The following is a 273-nucleotide window of genomic DNA, read 5'->3' as shown; positions in this document are numbered from 1 at the left end:
CGCACATCCCGCTGCTCCACCGACGCCCAGAACCGCTGATCAACCCGATCCCCAGCACTATCCGAGACAGTCGGCACCACCTCAGGCCAAAAACGCTGCCGCTGGAACGCATACGTCGGCAACCCCACCCGCACAGCACCACAACCGGCAAACACCCCAGCCCAGTCCACGGCCACACCATGCGCATACAACCGCCCCACCGCCGACAACAACGTTTCCGCGTCGTTCTGCCGGAGCGTGCTGTCGGTCGTCTGGTGCCGCAACACCGGCACA

Annotated in this window: 1 protein-coding gene; it reads right to left on the bottom strand. The window is 65.2% G+C overall.

Going from position 1 to position 273, the window contains the following annotated elements:
• On the bottom strand, nt 1-273 hold a 273-nt coding region (locus tag O5O46_RS35235; RefSeq protein ID WP_269859765.1), incomplete at both ends, for a hypothetical protein.

Source organism: Streptomyces sp. RPT161, assembly GCF_027533845.1.
GTDB lineage: Bacteria > Actinomycetota > Actinomycetes > Streptomycetales > Streptomycetaceae > Streptantibioticus_A > Streptantibioticus_A silvisoli_A.
This window is presented reverse-complemented; position numbering and strand designations above follow the sequence as displayed.